The organism is Cellulosimicrobium sp. E-16 (assembly GCF_049913115.1).
Lineage (GTDB): Bacteria > Actinomycetota > Actinomycetes > Actinomycetales > Cellulomonadaceae > Cellulosimicrobium.
This window is the reverse complement of the sequence record NZ_CP183974.1, coordinates 1498588-1516762: the sequence shown is the minus strand read 5'-3', so window position 1 is coordinate 1516762 and position 18175 is coordinate 1498588. Positions and strand designations below refer to the sequence as shown.

The window sequence follows — 18175 nt, the reverse complement described above, 5'->3', positions numbered from 1 at the left end:
CGTCACTCCCCGGCGGGCGTGCGGCGTGCGCCGAGGGCCACCACGCCGTCGCGCACGACCACCGGCGCGCCCAGCCTGGGGACGGCGAGCGACGCGCGGACGCCGTCGACGACGCGGCCGTCGTCCCCTCCCGGTGTCTCGTACACCAGCCAGAGCGCACCGCCCGGGACGAGCAGCGCCGCGAGCGCGTTCGCCTCCGCGCGCGCCGCGCGGGTCCAGAAGACGTTGACGTTCACGGCGAACGCGACGTCGAACGGACCACCGAGCGTGTCGGCGAGGTCGGGGTCCGAGACGTCCCCCTGCCGCACGACGAGCCGGCCGTCGTCGACCGCGGTGCGGTTGCGGGCCGTCGTGCGGGCGACGGCCGTCGCGGACCTGTCGAGCGCGGCGTAGCGCACGCCGGGGTGCCGCGCGAGGACCAGCTCCACGGCCGCGCCGGGGCCGGGCCCGATCTCGAGCACGGCCGCGTCGCCGCGCAGGTCGAGCAGCGCGACGGCACGCTGGATCCTCTCCGGGACGGCACCGTCCATCCGCCCAGTCTGGCCGCCCGTCGCCCCCTCGGCAGCCTGCGTTTACACCGTCTCAGCATGCGCGACGGCCCTTCCGTGATGCGGACAGCCGACCTAGCCTGACGCTCGGACGGACCACCACCTCGGACACCCAGCTCCCGCCGCACGGAGGACACCATGCCCGCACCGCTCGACACCACCGAGAAGATCACCCAGTACGCCCACCCCGACCGCCTCGTGAGCACGGACTGGCTCGCCGAGCACCTCGGGCAGCCGGGCATCGTCGTCGTCGAGTCCGACGAGGACGTGCTGCTCTACGAGACCGGTCACATCCCGGGCGCGGTGAAGATCGACTGGCACACCGACCTCAACGACCCCGACACGCGCGACTACATCGACGGCAAGGGCTTCGCCCAGCTCCTCGGCAGCAAGGGCATCGCGCGCGACACGACGATCGTCGTCTACGGCGACAAGAACAACTGGTGGGCGGCCTACGCGGCGTGGGTCTTCACGCTGTTCGGCCACGAGGACGTGCGCCTGCTCGACGGCGGCCGCGGCAAGTGGATCGCGGAGGGTCGCGAGGTCACGACCGACGTCCCCGCGCCGGAGGCCGTCGAGTACCCGGTCGTCGAGCGCGACGACGTGACGATCCGCGCGTTCAAGGAGGACGTCCTCGCGCACATCGGCAACGGGCCGCTCGTCGACATCCGCTCCCCGCAGGAGTACACGGGCGAGCGCCTGCACATCCCGGACTACCCGGAGGAGGGCGTGCTGCGCGGCGGCCACATCCCGACGGCGCGCAACGTCCCGTGGGCGACCGCGGTCGCCGAGGACGGCACGTACAAGTCGCGCGAGCAGCTCGAGGCGATCTACCAGGACGGCGGCCTCGGCCTCGCGACGGACGACGAGGTCGTCACGTACTGCCGCATCGGCGAGCGCTCGAGCCACACGTGGTTCGCGCTGACCTACCTGCTCGGCTTCGACAAGGTCCGCAACTACGACGGCTCGTGGACCGAGTGGGGCAACGCCGTGCGCGTGCCGATCGTCAAGGGCGAGGAGGCCGGCGAGGCCCTCGCGTCGCTCAACTGACGCACCGCTCGACCCTCACGCACGGCGTGCCCGACGGCGCGCGGCCGGCCCCTCGCGGGCGGGCCGCGCGCCGTCGGCGTCTGCCGCCGGGCATACGTCGCGCCCGTCGGGCGTTCCGCACGGTGGACCGGATCCCGGCCGCACGCCCCCGATGCAAGGATCGACACCATGAGCTCCTCGTCCGACGCCTCGTCCCTGCCCGCGGCCCTCGCGGAGATCCGCGAGGACTTCCTCGCGCTGCCGGAGCGCGAGCGCCTCCAGCTCCTGCTCGAGTTCGCGAACGAGCTGCCCGACCTCCCGGAGCGCTACGCGAGCGCGCCGGGCCTGCTCGAGCGCATCGAGGAGTGCCAGTCGCCCGTGCGCGCGTTCGCGGAGGTCGACGGCGACGGTGTCGTGCACTTCTTCGCGACCGCGCCCGCCGAGGCGCCGACGACGCGCGGGTTCGCGTCGATCCTCGCGCAGGGGCTCTCCGGCCTGACCGTCCAGGAGGTGCTCGACGTGCCGGACGACTTCCCCATGTCGATCGGCCTCACGCGGGCCGTGAGCCCCCTGCGCATCGGCGGCATGAACGGCATGCTCACGCGCGCCAAGCGCCAGGTGCGCGAGCAGGTTGCCGCGCGCCCCTGACCCAGGGCCCAGCCGGCACCGACGGTCAGTCGCGGAGCGCGAGGCGCCGCGAGAGGACGGCGCAGACGACGAGCTGGAGCTGGTGGAACACGATCACCGGGACGGCGACGACGCCCGCCACGGCGACGGGGAAGAGCACGCTCGCCATGGGCAGACCCGTGGCGAGCGACTTCTTGGACCCGCACATGAGGAGCGCGATCCGGTCCTCGGTCGAGAGTCGCAGGGCCGCCCCGCCCCACCATGTGAGCGCGAGCATCGCGGCGAGGACGAGCGCGCTCACGACGAGAAGCGCGACGATCGACCACCCGGACACGCTCGCCCACACGCCCGCCGAGGACGCGGCCGCGACGGCGCCGAACACGACGACGAGGATCGTGCCGCGGTCGACGCCGAGCGTGAGCCAGCGCCGCGCGCGGACCCAGTCGCCGACCCACGGCTGGAGGAGCTGCCCGACGACGAACGGCAGCAGGAGCTGGAGCAGCACGGTCCGGAGCCCGCCGAGCCCGCCCGTGGGACCGTCGGCGCCGGCTGCCCCGCCCGGGCCGCTCATGAGCCACAGCACGAGGAGCGGCGTGACGACCATCCCGGCGACGTTGGAGACCGTCGCCCCGCAGATCGCCCCGGCGACGTTGCCGCGCGCGACCGACGTGAACGCGACGGACGACTGCACGGTCGACGGGAGCAGGGACAGGTAGAGCACGCCAGCGGCCAGCGGCGCGCCCACGAGCGGCTCGATCGCCCAGGCCGTGACGAGCCCGAGCACCGGGAACACGACGTACGTCGCGGCGAGGATGCCGCCCTGGAGGCGCCAGTTCCGCAGTCCCGCCCACACCTCGCGCGTGGACAAGCGCATGCCGTAGACGAGGAAGAGGACCGTGACCGCGACGTCCGCGACGGCGTCGACCACGCGCTGCGCGCCCGGCCCCACCGGCACGACGAGCCCGAGCACGAGCACGACGAGCAGCGTCACGACGAACGGGTCGACCCACCGGCTCAGGACTGCGCGCACGGGGACCGAGCCTAGCCCTGGTCAGAAGAGGGTGTAGCCGCCGTCGACCGTGACGACCGCGCCGGTCATGAAGCTCGACGCCGCGCTCGCGAGGAACACGACGGGCGGGCCGACCTCCTCCGGCTCGGCCCACCGGCGCATGGCGGCGGGCGCGACGCAGTCGTCGTAGTACTCGGGCTGGTCGACGGGCGACGCCTCGGTGCGCACGTACCCGGGCGCGACGGCGTTGACGCGGATGCCGTGCGGTGCCCACTCCGCGGCGAGCCCCTTCGTGAGCTGGTGCACCGCCGCCTTCGACGCGAGGTACGCGGGCTGCCAGCGCGGCCGGTTGACGATCGACGCCGACATCGAGCCGACGTTGACGATCGTGCCCGGACGACCGTCGGCGACCAGGGCGCGCGCGACCGCGCGCGAGCAGTACCAGACGCCGTCGAGGTTGGTCGCGAGCGTGCGGTGCCACACGTCGTCGTCGATCTCGAGCGCCGCCCCGCCGATCGAGATCCCCGCGTTGTTGACGAGCAGGTCGACCGTCCCGAGGTCCGTCGCCACTCGCCCGACGACGTCGTCCACCTGGGCGCGGTCCGTCACGTCGAGCGCGTACCCGCGCGCGTCGATCCCGGTCTCGCGGAGCGCGGCCGCCGCGTCCTCGGCGGCGGGCGCGGTGGTCGCGGTGAGCGCGACCCGGGCGCCGGCCTCGCCGAGCGCACGGGCCGCGGCGCGCCCGATCCCCCGGCTCCCGCCGGTGAGCAGCGCGGTGCGGCCGGCGAGCGAGAACCTGTCGAGGACGGTCACGCGGGACAGTCGACCACGGGGCGCGTCAGAAGTCGAAGAGGTCCTCGAGCCACGACTCCTTCTTCTTCCGCTTGCGGTAGCGGGGGTCGTAGCCGTCGCGGCCGTCGTAGCGGCGGTCACGGTCGTCGCGGTAGCGGTCGTCCCGGTACCGGTCGTCGCCGTACTGGTCGCCCCGGTAGCGGTCACGGTCGTCGTAGCGGCGGTCGTCCCGGCGCTCCTCGCGCCGCTCGCCGTAGCCGGGCGTGCCGTAGTCCGCAGCGGGGGCCGGCGGGTACGACGTCGGCGCGGGGGCAGGCGGAGCGGCGGGGGCCGGAGGAGTGGGTGCGGCAGCGGTCGGTCCCGCGGCCTCGGCGGCGATCTCGCTCTCCAGCGAGCGGTCGATGATCTTGTCGAGCTCCCCGCGGTCGAGCCACACGCCGCGGCACGTCGGGCAGTAGTCGATCTCCACGCCCTTGCGCTCGGTCATGACGAGCACGGTCTGGTCGGTGGGGCACAGCATGTCTGCCTCCTCGCGAGATGGGCCGGGCACGGTCGGCGCCCGCACGGGTACTGCGGAGTCCAACGCGGCTGCCGCGCGCGCGGTTCCCGCCCGGCCGCGTCAGCCGGTGCGACGCTCGTTCGCGAACCGGTCGCGCAGCTCGTCGGCGCGGTGCACCTCGTCGTCGAGCGCGGCGAGCGCGTCGGCGACCCGCGGAAGGAAGTCGGCCCCGGCCCGGAACCACTCGACCCCTTCGAGGAAGCGTTCTGCCGCGGCCTCGTCGTGCAGGGCGAGCGCGAGGTCGGCGCGTAGCACGAGGGCGCGGAACCGGACACGCTCGGCGACGCTGCGGGTCCGCACGCCCTCTGCGGCGAAGGCCCGGTCGAGGACCTGGGCGGCGCCACCCGGGTCCCCCGCCGCGCGGAGGATGCGGGCGTGCTCCAGAGCGCGGCTCAGGTCCGGCGGTTCCTCGGCGCCGCGGCGTGGCAGCCCGGGCACGAAGGCCCCACCAGCCACGCCGCACCTCCCGCCTCCCGCCGACAGCCCGACCACACTAACCCTGGTGGTGCGGCCCGGCACGGCGGGAGACGGGAGGCGGCTCGTCAGCGCTGCACGCGCGCGCTGCCGCCGGAGGCGAGCTTGCGGACCTCGGCGAGCGACGCCGTCGAGGTGTCGCCCGGCGTGGTCATCGCGAGCGCGCCGTGCGCGGCCCCGTACTCGACCGCCTCGTGGATCGAGCCGAGCTCCAGGAGCCCGTACGCGAGGCCCGACGCGAACGAGTCGCCGCCGCCCACGCGGTCGAGGATCTCCAGCCCGGGGCGGTGCGTCGCCTCGGCGAAGCCCTGCACGCGCGACCACGCGATCGCACCCCAGTCGTTCACGGTCGCCGTCTTCACGCCGCGCAGCGTCGTCGCGATGACCTGGAAGTTGGGGTACTCCTCGGCGGCCCGCGCGATCATCGCGCGGAAGGCCCCGGTGTCGAGGTCGGTGAGGTTCTCGTCGACGCCCTCGACCTCGAAGCCGAGCGAGGCGGTGAAGTCCTCCTCGTTCCCGATCATCACGTCGACGTACCGGGCGAGGCGGCGGTTGACCTCCTGCGCGCGCTCGACGCCGCCGATGCCCTTCCAGAGCGAGGGCCGGTAGTTGAGGTCGTAGGACACGATCGTGCCGTGGCGGCGCGCGGCGGCCATGGCCGCCTCCGCGACGTCGGCGGACGACTCCGACAGCGCGGCGAAGATGCCGCCGGTGTGGAACCAGCGCACGCCGCGGCCGAACACGTCGTCCCAGTCGACGTCCTCGGGCCGGAGCTGGGCGATCGCGGTGTTGCCGCGGTCGGAGACGCCGACCGCGCCGCGCACGCCGAACCCGCGCTCGGTGAAGTTGAGCCCGTTGCGCACGGTGCGCCCGATGCCGTCGTACTCGCGCCACTGCACCCAGCGCGTGTCGAGCCCGCCGGTGAGCATGAGGTCCTCGACGAGCCGGCCGACCTCGTTGTCCGCGAGCGCGGTGACGACCGCGCCGCGCAGGCCGAAGGCGCGACGCAGCCCGCGTGCGACGTTGTACTCGCCGCCGCCCTCCCAGGCGTCGAAGCTGCGGGCGGTCTTGATGCGCCGCTCGCCCGGGTCGAGGCGGAGCATGACCTCACCGAGGGCGACGACGTCGTAGGCGCACTCGTCTGCGGGCCGCAGGGCGAGCGGGGGCTGGTCGGTCGAGGGGGTCGCAGTCGTGTCGGTCACGGGTCAGGCTCCTTCGGCGGGACGGGGGGCCGTGGCGGCGAGCTCGACGGCCTCGCGCGTGCGGCGGGTGATCTCGGCGGTGTCGCCCGCACGGACAAGGGCGGCGTCGACCATCCAGGAGCCGCCCGCCGCGAGCACCGACGGCAGCGCGAGGTAGTCGAGCAGGTTGGCGGCGCTCACCCCGCCGGTCGGCACGAAGCGCAGGCCGGGGAACGGCGCGGAGAACGCCGTGACCGCCGCGGGGCCGCCGACGACGTTCGCCGGGAAGAGCTTCACGGCGCCGAGACCGAGGTCGAGCGCGGCGATGATGTCCGACGGCGTCGCGACCCCGGGCAGGATCGGCACCCCGACCTCCTGCGCGCGGCGCACGACGTCGACCGACAGCCCTGGAGAGACGAGGAAGCGGGCTCCGGCCTCGACGGCCTCGTCCACCTGGGCCGCGTTGACGACGGTCCCCGCGCCGACGAGCACGTCCGGCACCTCGCGCGCGATCGCCTCGATCGCCGCGCGCGCACCCGCGGTGCGGAAGGTCACCTCCGCGACGGGAAGACCGCCGTCGCGCAGCGCGCTCGCGACGAGCACGCCCTGCTCCGCGTCGTCGACGACGACGACCGGCACGACGCGGGCGCGTGCGATCGCCTCCAGGGGTCCGTGGGATGACATCCTCGCTCCGTTTCGCTATGGTGAACGCCTGTTGTTCACTACGGAACGCACTCTAGGCGAAGGAGCGACGATGGCGGAAGCCGGGGCCGCGTCGTCGGGCACCCCCGAGGACGACGAGCACGCGACGACCGGCCCGGGCGGCAGCCCGCTCGGGAGCGTGGACAAGGCGCTGACCGTGCTCGAGGCGCTCGCCGAGGCCGGTCCGGCCGGGGTCGCGCTCGGCGACCTCTCGCGCGCGCTCGGGCTGCACAAGGCCTCGCTGCACCGCACGCTCGCCGCGCTGCGCTACCGCGGCTACGCCGAGCAGGACGCCACGACGGGCGACTACCGGCTCGGGCCGGGGGCGACCGCCCTCGCCACGGTGTACCTCGGCGAGGAGAACCTGCCCGCACTCCTGCACCCCGTGCTCGTCGCCGTGTGCCGGGCGACCGACGAGCTCGTCCACCTCGGCGCCCTCGCCGGGACCGAGATCGTCTACCTCGACAAGGTCGAGCCCGCGCGCGCCGTCCGGGTCTGGTCGGCCGTGGGCCGTCGCCGACCCGCGGCCACCACCGCGCTCGGGCGCGCGCTGCTCGCCCACCAGCCGCTCGACGACGGCGCGCTCGCCTGGTACGCCGCGGCGGCCCCCGGCGAGCGCCCCGTCTCGGCCGCCGCGCTCCGCGCGACGTGCGACGCGACGCGGGCGAGCGGCTTCGCGACGGAGACCGAGGAGAACGAGCCGGGCATCAGCTGCGTCGCCCTCCCGATCCTGCGAGGCGGGCAGTCCGTGGCCGCCGTGAGCGTCACCGCGCCGGCCGAGCGCCTGGGCACGCGCCGGCGGCGCGAGATCGAAGCGGTCCTGCGCGACGTCGTCCCGCCGCTGCTGCCGCCGACGCTGGCCGTGCCGGAGGCGGCGCTCGCGGGCGCCCCGCTGCCGGGCGCGCGTCGACCGGCGACGGGGCGCGCCCTGTGAGAGAGTTCAACCGCAGCACGACGGAATGACGGAAGGGCCCGCGCGATGACCGTCCTCGTGGCGTACAACGACTCCCCGCAGGGCGAGACCGCGTTCCGTGCGGCGGTCGCCGAGGCGGTCCACCGCTCGACCGCCCTCGCGGTCCTCGTCCTCACCCCGCAGGACGCCGACGCGGGCGTCCCCGCGACCCTCGCGCACCTGCTCGACACGCTGCCCACCGAGGTCGCGCGCCCCGAGATCTCCTACCGTTCGGAGCACCTCGACCCGGCCGAGGCGATCATCGACGAGGCCGAGCGCACGACGCCCGACCTCGTCGTCGTGGGCGCGCGCAAGCGGTCACCGGTGGGCAAGTTCCTGCTCGGCAGCACGACGCAGCGCGTGCTCCTCGACTCGCCCGTCCCGGTGCTCGTCGTCAAGGCGTCCCACTGACGCCGTCCTGACGGGCGCCGCGACCCGGCCGTCCGGTCTCCCGGACGGCCGCGTCGCGACCTCTCAGCCCTGCGCGACGGCGGCGCGGAGCCCGTCGACGAGCGGCGTCGTCGGGCGACCGAGCAGCTGCGCGAGCTCGCCCGACGTCTCGTCGAGGAGCCCGGCGCGGATGTTGCCGTCCAGCGCGACGACGAACCCGGCGGTGCCGTCGTCCAGCCCCGCTCCCAGCAGGAACGCGCGGTGCTCGTCGGGGCTCACGCGCCGGTAGGCGACGGGGCGCCCGAGCACCTCGGAGGCCGCGGCGGCGAGGTCGTCGAACGTCCACGCGACGTCGCCGCTCAGCTCGTAGACGGCCCCCGCGTGCGCGGAGACGTCCGCCAGCGCGGCGAGCGCGACGACCGCGGCGGCCTCGGCGTAGTCGGCGCGGCTCGCGCTCGCGACGCGGCCGTCGCCCACGCTCGACACGAGCTCGCCGGACTCGCGGGCGCCCAGCACGTCGCCGACGTAGTTCTCGGTGTACCAGTTGTTGCGCAGGATCGTGGTCACCAGGCCCGAGGCCGCCAGGAGCTCCTCCGTGGCCTTGTGCTCGGGCGCGAGGACGAGGGCGGAGGTCGTGGCGTGCGGCGCGCTCGTGTAGATCACGCGGGAGACGCCGGCCGCCCGCGCGGCGTCGATCACGTTGCGGTGCTGCTCGACGCGCTGCCCGACCTCCGAGCCCGAGACCAGCACGAGGACGTCGACGCCCGCGAGCGCCGCGGCGAGGGTCTCCGGGCGCGCGTAGTCGGCCTCGCGGACCTGGACGCCACGGTCGGCGAGGTCGGCGACCCTGGCGGTCGTGCGGGCGGTGGCGACCACCTGGGTCGGGTCGGCGCCGCGGGCGAGCAGGGACTCGACGACGAGGCGGCCGAGGTGACCGCTGGTTCCGGTGACGGCGATGGACATGCGGGGCTCCTTCGGTGCGTAGGCACGACCGGCCGGCCGCGCCGTCCCAGCATGCGCTTACTTTTCGATAGTGCCAACCAGACGCCTGTGCGTTCTATCTCACAGTGCTGCTCCTCCGCGGGCGCCGTATCCTGAGGCGATGACGACCGAAGCCCGCCCCGTGGAGGACCCCGGACCCACCGACGCGATGGTGGCCGACGTCTTCCAGCGCGGCTGCACGTCGCGGCACGTCCTCGAGACCGTGACCGGTCGGTGGGGCGTGCTCACCGTCGCCGGGCTGCGCGACGGCGCGGTGCGTTTCAACGCGCTGCGGCGCCGTATCGACGGGGTCAGCGAGAAGATGCTCGCCCAGACCCTCCAGTCCCTCGAGCGCGACGGCATCGTCGTGCGCGAGGTGCGCGCGACCATCCCGCCGCACGTCGAGTACTCCCTCACCGAGCTCGGGCGGCGGGTCGCCGACAGCCTCACGGGGCTGCTCGACGTCCTCGAGGGCTCGGTCGCAGAGGTGACGGCGTCCCAGCACGCGTACGACGCGCGCCGGGACGCCTGACGCTCACGTCTGCGAGCGCACGTACCAGAACACGAGCGCGCCGACGACCAGCAGGCCGGCCAGCACGGCGAGGACGATCTTGCCCACGCTGTAGGGGCGCCGCCCGATCACCTGGCCGGTGTTCGCGTTGACCATGACCTGCCACTGCTTGCCCGCGTACACGTACGTCGCGATCCACAGCGGCAGCAGCACGAGCTTGAACATCACGGCGGCGTAGGCCGTGCTGATCGAGGAGACCCGCTGCTCGTCGCCCCCGATGTCGCGCTCGACGTCGTCCTTGATCACCGGCGCCATCTTCTGCTGGGCACGGTCCAGGCCCGCCGGCGGCTCGACGTCGTAGCGCGCAGCCGAGAAGCCGGCGAGATATTCCGCACGGAACGGCACGGCCCGCTCGACGTGCCACGGCCCGAGCCGCGCCAGGTCCCGCTCGGCGACCTGCGAGGACGCGGGGACGAGCACGTCGTCGAAGTCGCGGGCCACCCGTCCGAAGGCCGGCGACCAGCGCACCCGGCGCTCCTGACGTTCCTCGTCACCGTGCTTCACGGTGACGTAGTAGGCGTCCCCGCGCTGTCCGACGTAGTCCGACGTCGTGCTCGCGTCGAACGTCCAGTGCGGCACGTACGACCCGTGCAGGGACTCGGTGTCGCCGACCTTCTTCAGCTCGCCCGGGGCGAACCACCGGGAGCGGACCCAGCGCCGGAACGACTCGCGCGCCTGCGCCTGCTCGACGGCGAACGGCACGACGGCCTCCGGCTGCACGAGCCCGTCGGCCTCGACCGCGGCGACGAGGTGCCCGCCGCAGAACCGGCACGCGACGGACAGGTCGGTCCCCTGCGTCGTCGCGCCGCAGCCGTCGCACGTGAGGACCCGCGCGTCGAGGATCCCGGCGCGCATCCCGCCCTGCGCCGCGGCCCACGCGTCGAACGAGTGCTCGTCGACGGCGTCCCCGGGCGCGTGCACGATCGCGACGGTGCCGCCGCACGCGACGCAGCGCAGGTGCTGCGTGCCGGGCGCGTACGCGAGCTGCGACCCGCACGCCTCGCAGCGCGTGCGGACGAGCTCGCCCTGAGCGTCGCTCACCGTCAGCCCGCCACCGGACCGGTCGGCGCGCCGGTCGGGGGCAGCGGCGGGGGCGTCGCGCCGAACAGCGGCGCGAGCGCGGGCACCTCGCCCGCGGCGGTCCACGCCGCCATGCCCTGCTGCCACACGAGCGACGCGCGCGTCACCTCGCCGGACCGGACCCGCCCCGCGAGGTCCGCCGTCGTGCCCGGACCTGCCTGGGTCCCACCGACCGCCCAGTACCAGGGCGACTCCGCGGCGGGCAGGGGCGGCGGTCCGGCGGTCGGCGCGGCCGGCTGGGCCGGCGCGGCGTTCGGTGCCGGCGCAGCCCCGCCCAGCGACTGCGCGAGCTGCTGCCCCATCGCGGCACCGAGGCCCATCCCGGCGCCGAGCCCGAGCCCGTCGCCGGCACCCCCGGGGTTGGCGGCGGCGGTCTCGATCGCGTTCGCCGCCTGGAACTTCGTGTACTGGTCGAGGTTCCCGACGACGGCCATCTGCGTCCGCTTGTCGAGCGCCGCCTCGACCTCGGGCGGGAAGGAGACGTTCTCGAGGACGAAGCGCGGCACGGCGATGCCGTACTCCGACAGGTCCTCCGAGAGCTGGCCCGCGAGCCGCGTGGCGATCTCGCGCTGGTTCGCGGCGAGGTCGATCGCCGCGACGCCGGCCTCCGCGAGCGCCGGGCCGAGCTGGCCGACCACGAGGCGGCGGAAGTAGTCGCCGATCTCGTCGGTGCGGAACTGCGGGTCGGTCCCCACGAGCTGGCGGAGCAGCGCGGACGGGTCCACGACCTGGAGCGCGTACGTCCCGAACGCCCGGATGCGGACCGCGCCGAGCTCGGGGTCGCGCAGGATCACGGGATTCTGCGTGCCCCACGTGAGGTCGGTGAACTGTCGCGTCGCGACGAAGTACACCTCCGCCTTGAACGGTGAGCTGAACCCGTACTTCCAGCCCTGGATCGTCGACAGGATCGGCAGGTTCTTCGTCTCGAGCGTGTACGTGCCCGGCCCGAACACGTCGGCGAGCCGGCCCTCGCTGACGAAGACGGCGCTCTGCCCCTCGCGCACGACGAGCTTCGCCTGGTTCTTGATCTCGTTGCCCTGGCGCGGGAAGCGCCAGACGATCGTGTCCCGGCTCTCGTCGAGGAACTCGATGATGTCGATCAGCTGGCCGCGCAGCTTCTCCATGAAGCTCATCCGGACTCCTTCGCTCGTCGTGCGGGACGGCCGCGGTCGACCTGGCGAGCGGGCGCGCGGCCCGCCGCGGTCGCCCCGGCGCGCCGAGCATAGCGGCATCCCGGCCCGCCGATGAAACCCCCAAGGGTTGGTAAAACCGACTGGTCGCCGCAGGGTCCCTCCCGGGGCGTCGAACCCGGGGTCGCTCCCCACGGACGCCGCCGGCTCAGGAGAGACGCCGAGCTCGGCGGCGACCTATCCTGGCCGCGTGCCGACCTCGCCGACGACCGCACCCGCGACGCCCACCGTCGCCGTCCTGCTCGCGGCCGGGGCAGGGACGCGGCTCGGGCGCGGGCCCAAGGCGTTGCTCCCCCACCGCGGCGGCACGCTCGTCGAGCACGCGACCCGGGTGCTGCTCGCGGGCGGGTGCGACGCGGTCGTCGTGGTCCTCGGCGCCGAGGCCGAGCGCGTCCGAGCGGGGTCGAGCCTCGACGACCACCGGGTTGGCGTCGTCGACAACCCCGACTGGGCGTCGGGCATGGCATCTTCCCTGCGCGCCGGCGTCGCCGCGGCCCTCGACCTCGCTCCCGGCCGGGTCGTCGTCGCGCACGTGGACCAGCCCGGCGTCGTGCCCGACGACGTCGCGCGCCTCCTCGCCGCCCACCGTCCCGGCCGCGTGGCCGCGTCCCGCTGGACCGCCGCCGTCGGCCCCGAAGCCCCGGCGGGAGGAGACCGCCCCCGCTGGGCCCACCCGCTCGTCCTCGACGCCGGGCTCGCCGCGCCCGCGGCCGCGAGCGCCACGGGCGACCACGGCGCACGCGACTACCTGCGCGCCCACGCCGACCTGATCGACGTCGTCGACCACCCGGGCGACGGCCGCGACCTCGACACCGAGGCCGACCTCGACCTCCTCGCCCCCGACCCACCCGCCCCTCGCTGAGTGCATGAAATAGTCGCTTTCGAGGCCGTTCGGCGCGACTATTTCATGCACTCAGCGGGCGGTGGCGGCCTTCAGACCCAGGTAGACGCGGTCGCGGGCGAGCGGGAGCTCCGTGAAGCGCACGCCCGTCGCGGCGCGGATCGCGTTGGCGAGCGCGGGGGCCACCGGGTTGAACGGGCTCTCGCTCATCGACTTCGCGCCCATCGGGCCGACCGTGTCCGACGTCCGTGCGAAGTAGACCTCGCTGCGCGGGGTGTCCGCGAAGGTGGGCAGGTGGTACTGGCGGAAGATGTCGGTCGTCACGCGACCGGTGTCGTCGACGATCACGTTCTCGTAGAGCGCGGCGCCGAGGGCCTGCGCGATGCCGCCCTCGACCTGGCCGCGACACTGGCGGGGGTTGACGACCTCGCCCGCGTCGGCGGCCTGGACCGACTGGAGGATGCGGATCTCGCCCGTCCCCCGGTGCACAGCGACCCGGAAGCCGTGGACGTTGAACGCGACGGAGCGCGGCGTGCCGCCCCAGCGGCCCTCGGCGACGAGCGCGATCCCGGCGTCGGCGGCCGCGCGCGCGACGTCCACGAGCGGCAGCACGGTCCCGGCGCAGTCGACGCCGCCGGGCACGAGCAGGCAGTCCCCCGGCGCCGCGCCGGCCATCCCCGCGGCGACCTTGAGCACCGCCTCGGCGAGGTCCTGGGCGGCCGCGAGCGACGCCTTGCCCGCGACCACGGTCCCGGTCGAACCGAAGGCGCCGGTGTCGTGCTCGACGAGGTCGGTGTCGGACTGGCGCACGACGACGGCCCCGGCGTCCTGCCCGAGCGCGCTCGCGACGAGCTGGGCGTGCACGGTCGTGGTGCCGTTGCCGAACTCGGCGGTCCCGACCTCGGCCTCGACGACGCCGTCGGCCCGCAGCCGCACGCGCGCGTGGGAGTAGTGCCCGCGAGGGGGCACCGTGTCGATCATGGAGAGCGCGGTGCCCTCGCCGACGCCCCACTCGGGCCCGAGGTCCGGGAGCGCGTCAGGCTCGGACCCCACGCCCGCCCCGTACGCGGCGACGTCGCGGGCCCGGCCCCGCGCGAGGGCGTCCGCGGCGAGGTCCAGGCACTGGTCGAGCCCGTAGCTGCCGTAGAGCACGTCCTCCTCGGGCGTCGGGTGCGTGGAGAGCATGGGGTCGCCGTCGAGCACGACGTTGCGCCGCCGCAGCTCGAGCGGGTCCATGCCGAGCTGCTGCGCGAGCTCGTCGACGGCGGACTCGACGGCGAAGATCATCTGGGAGAGCCCGTACCCGCGGAACGCCCCGGCGGGCACGGTGTTCGTGTAGACGCAGTGCGCGTCGACCTTCTTGTTCTCGCACCGGTAGACGGCGAGGGACTCGCCGCACCCGTGGAACATGACGCCGGGCCCGTGGTTGCCGTACGCGCCCGTGTTGGTGAGGACGTCGAGGTGCAGCGCGGTGAGCGTCCCGTCCCGGCGAGCGCCCGCGCGCACCCGGATGCGGAAGGGGTGGCGCGTCGTCGTGCCGACGAACTGCTCGGTACGCGTGAGCTCGAGCTGCACGGGTCGCCCCAGGCGCAGGGTCGCGAGCGCCGCGACGTCTTCGGTGAGCACCTCCTGCTTGCCGCCGAACCCGCCGCCCACGCGCTCGCTCAGCACGCGCACGCGCTCCGGGTCGAGGTCGAGGACGCGCGCGAGGTGGCGGCGCGCGAGGAACGGGACCTGCGTCGACGAGCGCACGACGAGCCGCCCGTCGTCGTCGAGCGACGCGATGGCGCAGTGGGTCTCGAGCGCGGCGTGCTGCACGCGGTGGGTGCGGTAGGTGGCCTCGTGCACGACGTCGGCCTCCGCGAGACCGCGCTCGACGTCGCCGAGCTCGCTGTGCACCTCGGCGACGACGTTGGCCTCGGGCCGCGAGACGCGCGCGTCGGCGGCGTCGAGCTCGGGGTGCACGAGCGGGGCGCCGGGCGCCATGGACTCCTCGGGATCGACGACGGCCGGCAGCACCTCGTACTCGACGCGGACCCGGCGCACGCCCTCCTCGGCCGCGGCGACCGTCTCGGCGACGACGGCGGCGACGCGCTGCCCGACGTGCCGCACGACGTCGTCGAGGATCCGCGTGTCGTCGGGGTCGTCGGTGAACAGCTCGTGCTGCGCGGTCGAGAACCGCGTCGCGGGCGCGTCCTCGTGCGTGAGGACGGCGTGCACGCCCGGCACCGCGAGCGCCGCAGACGTGTCGATCGCGACGACCCGCGCGTGCGCGTGCGGCGACCGCACCAGCTTCAGGTGGAGCAGGCCCGGGTAGTCCGCCGGGTCCACGTCGAGCGTGTACCGCACCGTCCCGGTGACGACCCCGCGGCCCGCGGGCGCCGGGACGTCGCGCCCAAACGCCCCCGCCGAGGGAGCGTCGTGGTCCGACGCCGGTCGCGCGCCCGTGCCCGGCGCGGTCCCGGTCGTGTCGCCGCGGCCGAGGACGGCGTCTTCGATCGCGCGGTAGCCCGTGCAGCGGCACAGGTTCCCCTTGAGGTTGCGCGGCAGGTTCGCGCGCTGCGCGTCGTCGAACGTCGCCGCGGTCATGATCATCCCGGCTGTGCAGAACCCGCACTGGAACCCCTGCGCGGCGAGGAACTGCTGCTGCACGGGGTGCAGCGCGTCCTGCGGGCCGTGGGGCTCGTGGTCGCACCCCCCCGCGGGCTCGTCCCCGGTCGCGCCGCCACCGCACGACGTCGCCGCGAGCCCCTGGATCGTCGTCACATCGTGGCCCGCCGCGCGCCGCGCCGGGTAGACGCACGAGTGCACCGGCACGCCGTCGACGTGCACCGTGCACGCGCCGCAGTCGCCGCCGTCGCAGCCCTTCTTGACGCCGAGCGCGCCCTGCTCGCGCAGGTACGTGCGCAGGCACTGGCCGGCGCGGGGCTCGCCCTGTGCCGCGCGGCCGTCGATCGTCACGCGTGGCACCGGGCGGGGGTCGAGCGTGGTCATCGGAGGCCTCCGTCCGAGGTCGTGCCGTCGAGGAGCTCGGTGAGGAGCTCGGAGCGGATCTCCTCGCCGAGGCGATAGGTCATGTCCCGGCGCCACTCGGGCAGGCCGTGGATGTCGTCGTGGTAGAGGTCGAGCGGGATCGCCGCGTCGAGCGCCGCGGCGAGGTCGGCGGCCGTGGGTGGCGCGTCTGCGGGGAAGCGGAGCTGCACGGGTCGGCGCGTCGAGGCGGTCACCGTGAGGACGAACCCTCCCCCGGCGTCCGGCGGGTCGACCCGGCCGACGAGCAGCACGCCCGAGCGCCCGAGGTTGGACAGCGACAGGCGCCGGAACGCGGTGCGCGAGCGCAGCGCGTGGTCGGGCACGCGGATCGCGCGCAGGAGCTCGCCCCGCGCGAGCGTGTTGCGCAGCTCGCCCGTGACGAGCTCGGCGACCGGTTGGGTCCGGCGGGCACCGCTCGGTCCCCAGACCTCCGCGACGCCGTCGAGCGCCGCGGTGAGCGAGATCATCGGGCCCGCGGGCAGGGACGTGCAGACGTTGCCGCCGACCGTCGAGGTGTTCCAGATCTTGAAGGACGCGACGAAGCTGTCGCAGCACGGGCGCACGAGGTCGAGCGCGGACCAGCGCCCCCGCACGGGCCCGGCCTCGACGCTCTCCTCGAACGCCCACAGCTCGGCGACCGTGCAGGTCGCGGCGATCTCGAGGCCGTCGTCGGTGACGGTGAGCGCGGGCCACCCGGCGCTCGTCAGGTCGAGCAGGCGCCGCAGCGTCTGGCTGCCGTAGGAGAACAGGACGGTCCCGCCCGCGAGCCAGGCGTCGCCCTCGCGCCAGTCGGCGGGGTCGGCGGTCGGGACGAGGTCGGTGACGGTGCTCAGGTCCATCAGGAGGCCTCCTCGGGGGTCGGTGCGGCTGCGGCCGCGGGGTGGAAAGCAGGCGACCCGGACGGCGGGTCGGCATGGATCGGCCCGTCCGTGCCGCTCAGGGGGACGACGGCGGCGCGCCCGTGCCGCGTCGCGACGAGCTCCGCGGTGATCGAGACGGCGACCTCCTCGGGCGTGACGGCCCCGAGGTCGAGGCCGATGGGCGAGCGGAGCCGCGCGAGCGCCGCCTCGGTCACGCCTTCCGCGCGCAGGGCGGCGACGCGCTGCGCGTGCGAGCGGCGCGAGCCCATCGCCCCGACGTAGGCGAGCGGCAGGTCGAGCGCGAGGCGCAGGAGCGGCACGTCGAACTTCGCGTCGTGCGTGAGGACCGCGACGGCCGTCCGGCTGTCGACGCGACCCGCCCCGGCCTCCGCGGCGAGGTACCGGTCGGGCCACTCGACGACGACCTCCGCCTCGGGGAACCGTCGGGCGTCCGCGAACACCTCGCGGGCGTCGACCAGCGTCACGCGGTACCCGAGCAGGCGGGCGTGCCGCACGAGCGCGGCGGCGAAGTCGTTGGCGCCGAACACGAGGAAACGCGGTGCGGGCAGGCGGGTCTCGACGAGCAGCGTGACGGGCTCGGCCTCGTCGCACGCGGCCCCGCCGCCTGGCGTCGCTGCGCCGGCCCCTGGGTGGGGTGCCGCGCCGAGCGCCGCACCGGGCGCCGAGACCTGCGGCGCTCCGTGCGCCGCGTGGACCGTCGCCGTACCGCCCGCGCGCAGCACGGCGACCACCTGTGCCGCCGCGGCGTCGAGGGCGGCCGGACCGACCAGGTCGTGCAGCGCCCGGGCGACGCTCCGCTCGTCCGCGGCGCCGGGGTCCTCGACGAGGACCGCGGTGCGCCGCTCCCCGTCGATCCGGCGCACGAGCGCCGCGGCCCCGAGCCTGGTCGTCGCTGGCGCGTCGCCGTCGGGCGCACCGGCTCCCGGGCCCGGCGGGGTGTCCGAGCCCGCGCGCGCTCCGCCGTTGGGCGGTGCCGTCAGCGCGACGAGCACGCGGGCGGCGTCGTCCCCCGGGAAGACGGGCTGGACGTGGACGTCGAGCGTGCCGCCACAGCTCAGCCCGACGGCGAACGCGTCTTCGTCGCTGTAGCCGAACGTCTCGCGGTGGCTCGCGCCCGAGGCGATCGCGTCGAGCGCGGCGGCGTGCACCGCGCCCTCGACGCACCCGCCGGACAGGCTGCCGACGACGGCGCCGTCGGCGCGCACCGCCATCGCGGTGCCGACCGGTCGCGGCACGGAGCCGGACGCCGCGACCACCGTCGCGACGGCGAACGGGGGCTGCCCCGGGCCGAGCCACGGGGCGAGCTGGTCGGCGATCTGGAGCATCGTGGGCCTC

The 18175-nt window shown here is 75.1% G+C and carries 19 protein-coding genes; 6 read left to right on the top strand and 13 right to left on the bottom strand.

Annotation, left to right across the window (positions count from 1 at the left end; all coding sequences use genetic code 11):
- Positions 1 to 2: 2 nt before the first annotated feature.
- Complete coding sequence (locus ACN9MS_RS06630) at positions 3 to 530, bottom strand: SAM-dependent methyltransferase (protein WP_426311227.1); 528 nt, start codon at positions 528 to 530, stop codon at positions 3 to 5.
- Between the two features lie 156 nt (positions 531 to 686).
- Here ACN9MS_RS06630 and ACN9MS_RS06625 point away from each other — a divergent pair, with 156 nt between their 5' ends.
- A complete protein-coding gene (locus tag ACN9MS_RS06625; RefSeq protein ID WP_426311226.1) occupies positions 687 to 1598 on the top strand; it encodes a sulfurtransferase in 912 nt (303 codons plus the stop codon).
- A gap of 168 nt (positions 1599 to 1766) precedes the next feature.
- On the top strand, positions 1767 to 2225 hold the full coding sequence (locus ACN9MS_RS06620; RefSeq protein ID WP_389276634.1) for a SufE family protein: 459 nt from the start codon (positions 1767 to 1769) through the stop codon (positions 2223 to 2225).
- A 25-nt stretch (positions 2226 to 2250) separates the two neighbouring features.
- On the opposite strand, the gene ACN9MS_RS06615 is transcribed toward ACN9MS_RS06620, so the two are convergent.
- The 6 genes from ACN9MS_RS06615 to eda all read right to left on the bottom strand — a co-directional run bounded on the left by ACN9MS_RS06615 (position 2251) and on the right by eda (position 6903).
- Entirely contained in the window at positions 2251 to 3234 is a 984-nt protein-coding gene (locus tag ACN9MS_RS06615; protein WP_426311225.1) for a bile acid:sodium symporter family protein, read from the bottom strand.
- A gap of 21 nt (positions 3235 to 3255) precedes the next feature.
- Positions 3256 to 4026 (bottom strand): SDR family NAD(P)-dependent oxidoreductase, encoded by a 771-nt coding sequence (locus tag ACN9MS_RS06610; protein WP_426311224.1) that lies wholly within the window; start codon positions 4024 to 4026, stop codon positions 3256 to 3258.
- A 25-nt stretch (positions 4027 to 4051) separates the two neighbouring features.
- Positions 4052 to 4525 (bottom strand): zf-TFIIB domain-containing protein, encoded by a 474-nt coding sequence (locus ACN9MS_RS06605; RefSeq protein WP_426311223.1) that lies wholly within the window; start codon positions 4523 to 4525, stop codon positions 4052 to 4054.
- Positions 4526 to 4624: 99 nt separating this feature from the next.
- On the bottom strand, positions 4625 to 5020 hold the full coding sequence (locus ACN9MS_RS06600) for a hypothetical protein (RefSeq protein WP_426311222.1): 396 nt from the start codon (positions 5018 to 5020) through the stop codon (positions 4625 to 4627).
- Between the two features lie 86 nt (positions 5021 to 5106).
- Positions 5107 to 6240, bottom strand: a complete 1134-nt coding sequence (locus ACN9MS_RS06595; RefSeq protein WP_426311221.1) for a PfkB family carbohydrate kinase — start codon at positions 6238 to 6240, stop codon at positions 5107 to 5109.
- Between the two features lie 3 nt (positions 6241 to 6243).
- Complete coding sequence (eda, locus tag ACN9MS_RS06590; protein WP_426311220.1) at positions 6244 to 6903, bottom strand: bifunctional 4-hydroxy-2-oxoglutarate aldolase/2-dehydro-3-deoxy-phosphogluconate aldolase; 660 nt, start codon at positions 6901 to 6903, stop codon at positions 6244 to 6246.
- 70 nt (positions 6904 to 6973) lie between these two features.
- Between eda and ACN9MS_RS06585 the strand changes: the two genes are divergently transcribed.
- Positions 6974 to 7855: an IclR family transcriptional regulator gene (locus ACN9MS_RS06585; protein WP_426311219.1), complete on the top strand. Its 882-nt coding sequence runs from the start codon at positions 6974 to 6976 to the stop codon at positions 7853 to 7855.
- A gap of 45 nt (positions 7856 to 7900) precedes the next feature.
- Positions 7901 to 8284 (top strand): universal stress protein, encoded by a 384-nt coding sequence (locus ACN9MS_RS06580; RefSeq protein WP_426311218.1) that lies wholly within the window; start codon positions 7901 to 7903, stop codon positions 8282 to 8284.
- A 63-nt stretch (positions 8285 to 8347) separates the two neighbouring features.
- Here ACN9MS_RS06580 and ACN9MS_RS06575 read toward each other — a convergent pair whose 3' ends face one another.
- Positions 8348 to 9226, bottom strand: coding sequence for an SDR family oxidoreductase (locus ACN9MS_RS06575; protein WP_426311217.1), 879 nt, complete (start codon positions 9224 to 9226; stop codon positions 8348 to 8350).
- Between the two features lie 139 nt (positions 9227 to 9365).
- On the opposite strand from ACN9MS_RS06575, the gene ACN9MS_RS06570 reads away from it, so the two are divergent.
- Complete coding sequence (locus tag ACN9MS_RS06570) at positions 9366 to 9776, top strand: winged helix-turn-helix transcriptional regulator (protein ID WP_426311216.1); 411 nt, start codon at positions 9366 to 9368, stop codon at positions 9774 to 9776.
- A 3-nt stretch (positions 9777 to 9779) separates the two neighbouring features.
- On the opposite strand, the gene ACN9MS_RS06565 is transcribed toward ACN9MS_RS06570, so the two are convergent.
- The gene (locus ACN9MS_RS06565) at positions 9780 to 10856 is read right to left on the bottom strand and encodes a hypothetical protein (protein ID WP_426311215.1); all 1077 of its coding nucleotides are present in this window, start codon (positions 10854 to 10856) and stop codon (positions 9780 to 9782) included.
- 2 nt (positions 10857 to 10858) lie between these two features.
- Positions 10859 to 12028: an SPFH domain-containing protein gene (locus tag ACN9MS_RS06560; RefSeq protein WP_426311214.1), complete on the bottom strand. Its 1170-nt coding sequence runs from the start codon at positions 12026 to 12028 to the stop codon at positions 10859 to 10861.
- A gap of 247 nt (positions 12029 to 12275) precedes the next feature.
- Here ACN9MS_RS06560 and ACN9MS_RS06555 point away from each other — a divergent pair, with 247 nt between their 5' ends.
- Complete coding sequence (locus tag ACN9MS_RS06555) at positions 12276 to 12947, top strand: nucleotidyltransferase family protein (RefSeq protein ID WP_426311213.1); 672 nt, start codon at positions 12276 to 12278, stop codon at positions 12945 to 12947.
- A gap of 51 nt (positions 12948 to 12998) precedes the next feature.
- On the opposite strand, the gene ACN9MS_RS06550 is transcribed toward ACN9MS_RS06555, so the two are convergent.
- Genes ACN9MS_RS06550 through ACN9MS_RS06540 form a run of 3 tightly spaced genes read right to left on the bottom strand, consistent with a single transcriptional unit; the run spans position 12999 to position 18165 of the window.
- A complete protein-coding gene (locus tag ACN9MS_RS06550; RefSeq protein WP_426311212.1) occupies positions 12999 to 15920 on the bottom strand; it encodes a molybdopterin-dependent oxidoreductase in 2922 nt (973 codons plus the stop codon).
- Positions 15917 to 16798, bottom strand: a complete 882-nt coding sequence (locus tag ACN9MS_RS06545; RefSeq protein WP_426311211.1) for an FAD binding domain-containing protein — start codon at positions 16796 to 16798, stop codon at positions 15917 to 15919. Before ACN9MS_RS06545 ends, ACN9MS_RS06550 begins: the two co-directional genes overlap by 4 nt.
- Positions 16798 to 18165 carry an XdhC family protein gene (locus tag ACN9MS_RS06540; protein WP_426311210.1) on the bottom strand — a complete coding sequence of 456 codons (1368 nt, stop codon included), beginning with the start codon at positions 18163 to 18165 and terminating at the stop codon, positions 16798 to 16800. The genes ACN9MS_RS06545 and ACN9MS_RS06540 overlap by 1 nt, the downstream gene beginning before the upstream one ends.
- Between the last annotated feature and the right edge of the window lie 10 nt (positions 18166 to 18175).